Raw genomic sequence first — 9220 nt, 5'->3', positions numbered from 1 at the left:
GCTCGGCCGGCTCGCCCGGGGCCGCGCCCAGGTGTCTCCGGGCACCGGAACCGGCCGGCCGGCCGGCGACGCGGAACCCGCCGGGACAGTCCCTGGTGCCGGGACGGTCGGTGAATCGGGCACGTCCGGACGGCCCGCCGCGACGCCGCCGGCCGCCGGCCGGAACGGGACGGTGACGCTGCTGGCGGTGGCCGCCGGGGTGGCGACCGTGCTGCCCTGGGCGTGGCTCGGGGCGCTCGGTGGGCTGCTGGAGACCGTCCTCGCGGCGGTCGCCGCCGCCGCGGTCGGCGTCCTCGCCGGCGCGCTGCTCGACGCCCGGTTCTGGGCGCACTTCGCGGCCGGCCGTCCGCCCCGGCCGGCCCGGCTGGTGCTGGTCGGCGGCCTGGTCGCCGGGGTGGCGCTGCTGGTCGTCGCCGCCGGGGTCGGGCAGTCCGGGGCCCAACTGCCCGCCCTGCTGACCCTGCCGCCGCTTGGCTTCGTGCTGGCCGCCCTCCAGGCCCCCGCCGCCCGCGCGGGCGGGTCCGCCGGGCCCGGCCCGGCGCGTTGGCTCGTCGGGCTCGGCGTTCTCGGGCCGCTTGCCTTCGCCGACCCGGAGGAGATCACCCTCATTCTGGCGGCCACTCGCGACGTGCCGTACTGGGTGGCGGCCACCGCCGCCGCCGGGCTCGCGGTGGCCGCGGTGCTGTCCGTCGCGTACGGCGTGCTGCTGGCCCGCCCGCGCGGCGGGACGCCCAGCCGGCCGGTGGCGGCGGCGACCGCCGTGGTCCTGCTCGCCGGGGCGGCGGCGGTGTACCTCGGGCCCGGCCGGCCCGGCCTGCACGGCGAGCGGCTGCTGGTGGTGCTGCGCGAGCAGGCCGACCTGCGCGGGATCCAGGCCGGCGTGCCGGGCCGGGCCGGCCGGGACGCCAGGGCCGGGGAGGTCTACCGGCGGCTCGTCGCCACGGCCGAGCGCACCCAGTCCGACCTGCGCCGCGACCTGGCCCGGCTGCGGCTCGACCCGACGCCGTACTACCTGGTCAACGCGATCGAGGTGGACGGCGGCCCAGCGGTGCGGGCCTGGCTGTCCGGCCGGCCGGAGGTGGCCCGGGTGCTGGTCAGCCAGCGGCTGCGCCCGCTGCCGGCCGCCGCGCCGACCAGCCGGGGCGACGCGCCGGCACCGGCCGGGCCGGCCTGGAACGTGTCCCTGATCGGCGCGGACCGGGTCTGGTCCGGGCTGGGGGTGACCGGCGCCGGCGTGGTGGTGGGCAGCTCCGACTCCGGGGTGGACGGCCGGCACCCGGCGCTGGCCGCCGGCTTCCGGGGCGGCGACGACTCCTGGTACGACCCGTGGGACCGCACGACGGCGCCGACCGATCAGGGCGGGCACGGCACGCACACGACGGGCAGCGCGGTGGGGCGCGGCGGCATCGGGGTGGCCCCGGGGGCCAGCTGGGTCGGCTGCGTGAACCTGGACCGCAACCTCGGCAGCCCGGCCCGTTACCTCGACTGTCTCCAGTTCATGCTGGCCCCGTTCCCGACCGGCGGCGACCCGTTCACCGACGGGCGGCCCGAGCGGGCCCCACAGGTACTGACGAACTCGTGGGGCTGCCCGCCGATCGAGGGCTGCGACCCGGCTGCGCTGCGGCCGGCGACGGCGGCGCTGGACGCGGCCGGCATCTTCGTCGTCGCGGCGGCCGGCAACACCGGGCCGGGCTGCGGGTCGATCGAGGACCCCCCGGCGCCGTACCCGGACGTGTTCACGGTCGGGGCGGTGGACCGGGACCGGGAGGTCGCCTCCTTCTCCAGCCGAGGGCCGGTGCCCGGCGGGAGCAAGCCGGACCTGGTCGCCCCGGGCGTCGGGGTGCTCTCCGCGATGCCGGGCGGCACGTACGCCACGCTGGACGGCACCTCGATGGCGACCCCGCAGGTGGCCGGGGTGGTGGCGCTGATGTGGTCGGCGAACCCGGCACTGGTGGGCGACCTGGACCGGACCCGGCGGATCCTGCGGGACACCGCCACCCCGGCCGGCGCGACGTACCGCTCCCGCAACCCGGCGGACGCCTGCGGCGGCGACGCGAACATCACCGGCGCCGGTCTCGTCGACGCGTACGCGGCCGTCCGCGCCGCCCGCGGCGGATGACCAGTGGGGGCCCTCGTCGACGCCCCGGCGCGGGAGGTGCCTCTCGCCCCCGCCGGCACCCGCCCGCCGGGGCGACAGACCGCCGGCAGGTACGGCGGGACGTCGTGGCAGGTGCGGCGGGAGGGTCGTTGATCTAGGGTCGGCGACCATGGACGTGGAGACCACCCTGGCCGAGCTGACCCCCGACGCGCTGCCCGCCGTGGTGGACCTGTGCCGGCGCGCGCTGGACCTGCCGGAGGACGCGGCCGAGGCGGAGGCCGTGGTGGACACCCTGCACACCCGCGCCGGGGCGGACCGGACGGTGCTGGGGCTGGGCGCGTACCACGGGGCGGAGCTCGTCGGCGCGCTGATCGCCTCGCTCTCCGGCGGGGAGCCCCCGGTCGGGCACGTCGACCTGGTGGCGGTGGCCCCCGAGCGGCGCCGCCGGGGCGTCGGGCGGGCCCTGCTGACCCGCGCCGAGCGCCTCCTCGCCGGGCGGGGCGCGACCGAGGTGCTGCTGGCCGGCAACCCGCCGTACTACGCCTGGCCGGGGATCGACGTGCGGTACACCCCGGCGGTCTGCGCCGCGCTGGCGCTGGGCTACGCCCAGGACCGCACGGCGTGGAACATGACGGCCGACCTGTCGTACGACGAATCGCCCGCGCTGCGGACGACGGAGCCGGCGGAGCGGCGGCTGGCCGAGCGGGGCGTCACGGTGCGGCGCGCGGAGCCGGCGGACCTGCCGGCGCTGGCCGCGTTCGCCCGGTCCACCTTCGGCGGCGCGTGGGACGGCGAGCTGGCCGGTTCGCTGGGACGCCCCGGCGCCGGGGCGCACCTGGCGGAACGGGCCGGCACGGTTCTCGGCTTCGCCGCCTGGGGCTCGTCCCGGCCGAGCTGGTTCGGCCCCATGGGCACCGCCCCGGAGGCGGAGGGCACGGGGATCGGCGGGGTGCTGCTACGCCGGTGCCTGCGTGACCAGCGGGCCGAGGGGGTGCAATCCGCCCAGATCGGCTGGGTCGGCCCGGTGCCCTTCTACTCGGGCAGCGCGGGGGCCAGGATCGAGCGCGTCTTCTTCCTGTACCGCAAGGCGCTGCCGCCCGCCGGATGAGCGGGGACGCCCGGGCCGCCGAGTGCTGCGTGGCAGGCCGGGCGGCGGGGTGCGTGGCAGGCCGGCGGCGAAACGGGCATGGGCCTGTATAGCGCCGTTCGGCCGCGTCGGCCATCGACGGCCCCTACCGTCTGGGTAGAGGAGGCGGTCATGACCACGGACAACGAGCAGACCGACGACGCGCAGCGCGCCACCTGGGTGCCGGTCGAGGAGATCCCGGGGCAGCTGCCGTTCGACCGGCTGGACTACGGCGACGCCGAGCAGCTCGCGGAGATGACGGAGGACGACGCGCCCCCGGCCGAGGAGCAGGTGGTCCTGGTGGACGAGCCGATCCGCATCCACCCGCCGTACGACCGGACCCGGAAGCGACGCAACCAGCGACACCTGCCGACGTGACCGGCGGGCCGGCAGACGACGGAAGGGGCGGGCCGTGTCAGCGGCCCGCCCCTTCGGCGTTCGGTGGAGCTGGACTCAGAAGTCCATGTCCCCGCCACCCGGGCCAGCCGGGGCAGCCGGGGTCTTCTCCGGCTTGTCCGCGACGACGGCCTCGGTGGTGAGGAAGAGCGCCGCGATGGAGGCGGCGTTCTGCAGCGCCGACCGGGTGACCTTGGCCGGGTCGATGATGCCCGCGGCCAGCAGGTCCACGTACTCGCCGCTGGCGGCGTTGAGGCCGTGGCCCGGGTCGAGGTTGCGGACGCGCTCGACGACCACGCCACCCTCAAGGCCGGCGTTGACGGCGATCTGCCGCAGCGGGGCGTCCAGCGCGATCTTGACGATCTGCGCGCCGGTCGCCTCGTCGCCGGTCAGGTCCAGCTTCTCGAAGGCGGTCTTGCCGGCCTGCACCAGCGCGACGCCACCACCCGGGACGATGCCCTCCTCGACGGCCGCCTTCGCGTTGCGAACGGCGTCCTCGATGCGGTGCTTGCGCTCCTTGAGCTCGACCTCGGTGGCCGCGCCGACCTTGATCACCGCAACACCGCCGGCCAGCTTGGCCAGGCGCTCCTGCAGCTTCTCGCGGTCGTAGTCGGAGTCGCTCTTGTCGATCTCGGCCCGGATCTGGTTGACCCGGCCCTGGATCTGCTCGGCGTCGCCGGCACCGTCGACGATGGTGGTCTCGTCCTTGGTCACCACGACCTTGCGGGCGCGGCCCAGCATGTCGAGGCCGACGGCGTCCAGCTTGAGGCCGACCTCCTCGCTGATGACCTGGCCACCGGTGAGGATGGCGATGTCGGCCAGCATGGCCTTGCGGCGGTCACCGAAGCCCGGCGCCTTGACGGCGACCGACTTGAAGGTGCCACGGACCTTGTTGACCACGAGGGTGGCCAGGGCCTCGCCCTCGATGTCCTCGGCGATGATCAGCAGCGACTTGCCCGACTGCATGACCTTCTCCAGGATCGGGAGCAGGTCCTTCACCGAGGAGATCTTGCTGTTGACGATCAGGAGGTACGGGTCGTCGAAGACGGCCTCCATACGCTCCGGGTCGGTCATGAAGTACGCGGAGATGTAGCCCTTGTCGAAGCGCATGCCCTCGGTGAGCTCAAGCTCCAGGCCGAAGGTGTTGCTCTCCTCGACGGTGATGACGCCTTCCTTGCCGACCTTGTCCATCGCCTCGGCGATGATCTCGCCGACGGTGCTGTCACCGGCGGAGATGGAGGCGGTGGAGGCGATCTGCTCCTTGGTCTCGACGTCCTTGGCGAGCTTGGACAGCTCCTCCGAGACGCTGGCCACGGCGGCCTCGATGCCCCGCTTCAGGGCCATCGGGTTGGCGCCGGCGGCCACGTTGCGCAGGCCCTCACGGACCAGGGCCTGGGCCAGGACGGTCGCCGTCGTCGTGCCGTCACCGGCGACGTCGTCGGTCTTCTTCGCGACCTCCTTGACCAGCTCAGCGCCGATCTTCTCGTACGGGTCCTCGAGCTCGATCTCCTTGGCGATGCTCACACCATCGTTGGTGATGGTGGGGGCACCCCACTTCTTCTCGAGCACCACGTTGCGGCCCTTGGGGCCGAGGGTCACCTTCACGGCGTCGGCGAGCTGGTTCATGCCCCGCTCGAGGCCACGGCGAGCCTCTTCGTCGAACGCGATCATCTTGGCCATACGGCGTTGTCCTCCTGGACACTCACGGGCCACCCGAGTGTGTGTCCCGGATGAACCGCCTGGTGTACGCACCTTGGGACGTCGCCACCTGGCGACGACGACGTCTCCTCGGCCGGGCCGGATAGCCCGCGACGACCGGCCATGCGCCACCCCGCGGTTGCCCGCTGGGAGCCCGTGGCCCCACCGTCCCGACCATTGGCACTCACGGTATGCGAGTGCCAATGACTTGTTTAGCACTCTGCCTTGCCGAGTGCAAGCACGATGCCGCGTCCGGACCCGGTCCGCGAGCCCTGACCAGCGCTGTCCGGCCGTCGGCTCGGCCAAGTTCACCCGCCTGCCGGCGGCGGTCACCGGACCACCGCACGCCGTCGCCCGGGTACGCGACGACCGGGACGGTCAGGTGGGCGGGACGTCCGGATCGCGTACGGGAGTTCCCGGCCGCGCCGCGTCGGCCGGCGGGCGGGGCGAATTGGTGGACCCGGGTCGGCGGGCGGGGCAGGGCCGACGACGTGGAACTGACGCGGGCAGGACCGGCGGTGCCGAACTCGAAGGGCGCCACCGGGCCGAACCGGCTCCACGCGGCCCGTCACGGACCGGCAGGCAGGCAGGCAGGGGGAAGCTTGAGGCAACCGGCGGGCTGCGGGCCCGGCCCGGGGCGCACCGGGGGGCATGGGACGCCGGGCGGCGTGAGGTGCCGGCGGCGGGACCGGAGTGCGGCCGGGAATCAAGGTACGGGGCGTGCCGCCAGCAGCAGCGCGGGCGCCGGCAAGGACGTCGTCAGGGTCCGACCGGGCGCCGACGGGTGGGCAGCCGGCGGGGCGGGGCGGGGCGCAGCAGCCGGCGGGGCGCGGCGGGGCGCAGCAGCCGGCGCGGCGGAGAGGCAGCCCCGCGTCGGGACCCAGTCCCGCGTCGCCGTCCTGCCCCGGGCCACCGCATCAGGCCAAACGCCCCGGCCACCGCATCCGGCCACGGAATCCGACTGACGCATCCGGCTTGGCTGCCCCGTCCGCCGCGGTCGCGGGCGGGTGGGCCCGGGCCCGCCCAGCCACGGGCCCCGGACCTGATCGGGGCGTCAGGCGACGACGCGGACCCGCTCGGCCTGTGGGCCCTTCTGCCCCTGGGCGATCTCGAACTCCACCCGCTGTCCGTCGTCCAGCGCCTTGTAGCCGTCCATCTCGATCGCGGAGAAGTGGACGAAGACGTCCTGCCCCCCGTCGACGGCGATGAAGCCGTAGCCCTTTTCGGCGTTGAACCACTTCACGGTGCCCTGTGCCACGGTGCACTTCCTCACGTCGCGCGGCCTGCCAGAAATCGGCGGGACGCCGGCGCGAACCGGCGGCCCCGGACCACCGGTTCCAGGGTCGACGGCGACCCCGAATTCAGTGACCAAAATCGCACGGTACACGAGCCGTCACGCAGGCGCACGACCGCAAATCATGCGATATCGGACCGACCTCGACCCGGAGCCACATAGGCGGGCGTCACTGCGGTAAGCATGCGGGATGACAGCAGGTCCCCGCCCGTCGGCCGCCGGGCGTCCCGCGCCGGACAGGACGGTCGCCCCGGCCACGCGGGCGGGCGTCGTCCGCCGGGTGACTCCGTGGGACGCGGCCCGGATGCGCGCGCTGCGGCTGGAGATGCTCGCCGATGCCCCGCTGGCCTTCCTGGAGACCCTGGCGGACGCCGCCGCCCGCCCGCACGCGGACTACGCGGCCCGGATCGCCTCGGTCGCCGTCGGCCGGCACACCGCGCAGTTCGTCGCCGACCCGGGCACCGGCCGCCCCGGCGGTCCCGTCGGCCGGTTCCTGGGGCACGCCGGCGGCACGGTCGCCCCGGACGAGCCGGGCCTGACCGTGGTGTACGCCGTCTACGTAACCCCGCAGCGGCGGGGCACCGGCCTGCTCGCGGAGTTGATCGACGCGGTGGCCGGCTGGTCCCGCGAGTGCGGCCGGCCCGAGCTCATGCTGGAGGTGGTGGTCGGCAACGACCGCGCCTACCGGGCGTATCAGAGGCTGGGCTTCGTGGACACGGGCGTCCGGGTTCCCCACCCGGTGATTCCCGCCCTGCACGAGCTCCAGATGCGCCGCCCGGCCTGAGCGCCCCGGTGCCCAGGGGTGGGGATGCCCAGGGGCCCGGCCGACGCCCGTGCGCCGGGAGGGCCCCTGGGCGCCCCCGTCAGGCGGGGCGGCGGCTCTGCACGACGCGGAACCGGTTCGCCACGTACGCGCCGTCGGTCAGGGCCGCGTTGGCGGCCGGGTTGGCCCCGCTGCCGTGGAAGTCGGAGAACGCCGCCGACTGGTTCACGAACACGCCCCCGGTCAGGTTGCACGACAGGTGCACCCCGGTGTCGACCGCAGCCGCCTCGGCGGCATCCAGCACCGCCTCGTCGGTGGAGTAGACGGCCGCGGTCAGCGCGCCCTTCTCCCCCACCGTGGAGCGCAGGATCTCCAGGCCGTGCGCGGTGGAGTCGGTCGCGATGACGAACGAGATCGGCCCGAACCACTCCCGCGAATACGTCCCCGTGTCGCCGGCCGCCAGCTTCACGATCGTCGGGGTGCGGACCACCGCGCCGGGGAAGGCCGGGTGCTCGACGGCCCGCGACTCCAGCACGGCCTCGCCGACCTTGGTGACCTCGTCGAGGCGCTCCAGCACCCCGTCGTTGACGATCGCCCCGGTCAGCTCGACCCCCCGGGCCGGGTCGGCGGTGATCTTGCCGACCGCCGCGGCGATCCCGGCGGCCACCTCGTCGAAGCTCCTGTGCCCCTGGTCGGTGGCGATGCCGCCCGACGGGATCAGGATGTTCTGCGAGGTGGTGCACATCTGGCCGCTGTAGAGGGTCAACGTGAAGCCCAGGTTGCGGCACATCCCGGCGAAGTCGTCGGTGGAGTCGATCACCACCGTGTTCAGGCCGGCCTTCTCGGTGTAGACCGCCGCCTGCCGGGCGTTGGCCTCCAGCCAGTCGCCGTACTCGGTGGAGCCGGTGAAGTCGACGATCTTCACGGCCGGATGCAGGGCGAGCGTCGAGGCGAGCTTCTCGCCGGGGGCCTCGGGGGCGAGCAGCACCAGGTTCGGGTCGAAGCCGGCCTCGGCGAGCACCTCCCGGGCGTAGCGCACGGTGATGGCCAGCGGCAGCACCGCGCGCGGGTGCGGCTTGACCACCACCGGGTTGCCGGTGACCAGCGAGGCGAACAGCCCCGGGTACGAGTTCCAGGTCGGGAAGGTGTTGCAGCCGATGACGAGGGCCACCCCGCGCGGCACCACGTGGAACGTCTTGGTCATCCGCAGCGGGTCGCCCTTGCCGGCGGGCTTCTCCCAGCCGGCCGTCCCCGGGAGCCGGGTCATCTCCGCGTACGCGTAGGCGATCGCCTCCAGCGCCCGGTCCAGCGCGTGCGTCCCGCCGGCCTGGAAGGCCATCACGAACGCCTGTCCGCTGGTGAACTGCACCGCGTTGGCCAGCTCGAAGACGTGCTTGTGCAGCCGGTCGAGGATCTCCAGGCAGACCCCCGCCCGGGCCTGCGGGCCGGCGTCGCGCCAGGCCGGCAGCGCGGCGGAGGCGGCGGCGACAAGCTCGTCGGCGCCGGCGTGCGGATAACTGACGTTCAGCTCCAGCCCGAACGGGCTCGCCTCGGTGGCCACCCGGTCGCCGGCACCCGGCTGGTCGAGCGGGAAGTCGCCGTTCAGGTACGCCTCGAAGGCCGCCTTGCCGTCGGCGGCGGCGGTCTCGCCGTACACCCGGGGGCTGGGTGATTCCGGGTAGGCGGACCAGTGCCCACGCTCCGCGATCGCGGTCAGCGCACGGTTGAGGGTGTCGGCGTGCCTGTCGTGCAGGGGATGCGGGGTCTCCGTCATGCCCGCCATCATGCCCCAGCCGCGAACCGGACAGTAGGGGCCGACGACCGCCGCCGGCGTGCCGGACGCCG

At 74.9% G+C, this 9220-nt stretch carries 7 protein-coding genes; 4 read left to right on the top strand and 3 right to left on the bottom strand.

Going from position 1 to position 9220, the window contains the following annotated elements; all coding sequences use genetic code 11:
* The 3 genes from ABT023_RS04520 to ABT023_RS04510 form a co-directional block, all read left to right on the top strand.
* Positions 1 to 2119 (top strand): S8 family serine peptidase (locus ABT023_RS04520; protein ID WP_350881613.1); only part of this gene is annotated, 2119 nt, incomplete at its 5' end.
* Between the two features lie 148 nt (positions 2120 to 2267).
* Positions 2268 to 3206, top strand: coding sequence for a GNAT family N-acetyltransferase (locus tag ABT023_RS04515; protein ID WP_350881611.1), 939 nt, complete (start codon positions 2268 to 2270; stop codon positions 3204 to 3206).
* 150 nt (positions 3207 to 3356) lie between these two features.
* Positions 3357 to 3602, top strand: coding sequence for a hypothetical protein (locus ABT023_RS04510; protein ID WP_350881609.1), 246 nt, complete (start codon positions 3357 to 3359; stop codon positions 3600 to 3602).
* A gap of 75 nt (positions 3603 to 3677) precedes the next feature.
* On the opposite strand, the gene groL is transcribed toward ABT023_RS04510, so the two are convergent.
* Positions 3678 to 5300 (bottom strand): chaperonin GroEL, encoded by a 1623-nt coding sequence (gene groL, locus ABT023_RS04505; RefSeq protein WP_350881607.1) that lies wholly within the window; start codon positions 5298 to 5300, stop codon positions 3678 to 3680.
* Between the two features lie 1072 nt (positions 5301 to 6372).
* Positions 6373 to 6576, bottom strand: a complete 204-nt coding sequence (locus tag ABT023_RS04500; RefSeq protein WP_007073263.1) for a cold-shock protein — start codon at positions 6574 to 6576, stop codon at positions 6373 to 6375.
* A 226-nt stretch (positions 6577 to 6802) separates the two neighbouring features.
* Here ABT023_RS04500 and ABT023_RS04495 point away from each other — a divergent pair, with 226 nt between their 5' ends.
* Positions 6803 to 7396, top strand: a complete 594-nt coding sequence (locus tag ABT023_RS04495; protein ID WP_502890585.1) for a GNAT family N-acetyltransferase — start codon at positions 6803 to 6805, stop codon at positions 7394 to 7396.
* A 79-nt stretch (positions 7397 to 7475) separates the two neighbouring features.
* Here ABT023_RS04495 and paaN read toward each other — a convergent pair whose 3' ends face one another.
* On the bottom strand, positions 7476 to 9149 hold the full coding sequence (gene paaN / locus ABT023_RS04490) for a phenylacetic acid degradation protein PaaN (RefSeq protein WP_350881605.1): 1674 nt from the start codon (positions 9147 to 9149) through the stop codon (positions 7476 to 7478).
* Positions 9150 to 9220: the final 71 nt, after the last annotated feature.

Origin of the sequence: Micromonospora sp. NPDC002296, assembly GCF_040296145.1 — a bacterium.
In the GTDB taxonomy this organism is placed as follows: Bacteria; Actinomycetota; Actinomycetes; order Mycobacteriales; family Micromonosporaceae; genus Micromonospora.
The sequence above is the reverse complement of the archived record's forward strand: the minus strand, read 5'-3'. Positions and strand labels throughout refer to the sequence as shown.